Raw genomic sequence first — 572 nt, forward strand, 5'->3', positions numbered from 1 at the left:
CGCAGGTCGATGGACTTGATGAGGATGACGGTGGAGTTGGCCTTCTCCACCTCGTCGTAGATGCGAATCTCCTCGGGGAACCAGACGTCGGCGCCCTTGGACTCGCTGAAGAGCTTCTTCCAGCGCGGGTAGAGCAGGGTGCGCATCTTCCGGCCGGACAGCGCGTACTCCTCGCGCTTGAGGACGTTGGTCGAGTCCTTGTCCACCCACAGCTTGATGACGGGGTAGGCCACGTCCACGCCCTGCTTGCCCTTGAGCGTCAGCATGTTGGCCGTGTACTTGCCCAGCTTCCCCTCGCCGTCGAATGACGGGTCATACTCCTCGGCCAGGCGGGACTCGTCGAAGTCGGCGCGGCGGCTGTCGGTGCCGGCGATGCGCTCGCGCTCCGTGCGCCGCTCCCACTTGCCCACGTTGGGGTCGTAGCTCCAGAGGTTCTTGTCCATGCGGAGGTAGCCCTTGCCGGCCTCCGTCTTGGGACGGCTGAAGAGAATCATCAGCTTGTCGTCCGCGTCGCGCCGGTAGACGAACGCCTCGCGCACGGTGTCCGTCTTGTCCTTCTCCTTCTGCTCCAG

General features: G+C 64.5%; 1 protein-coding gene. It reads right to left on the minus strand.

Annotation, left to right across the window (positions count from 1 at the left end):
* A partial coding sequence (locus tag G4D86_RS51820) for an outer membrane lipoprotein-sorting protein (protein WP_164003106.1) occupies positions 1 to 572 on the minus strand: 572 nt, incomplete at both ends.

Source organism: Pyxidicoccus caerfyrddinensis (assembly GCF_010894405.1).
Taxonomy (GTDB): Bacteria; Myxococcota; Myxococcia; order Myxococcales; family Myxococcaceae; genus Myxococcus; species Myxococcus caerfyrddinensis.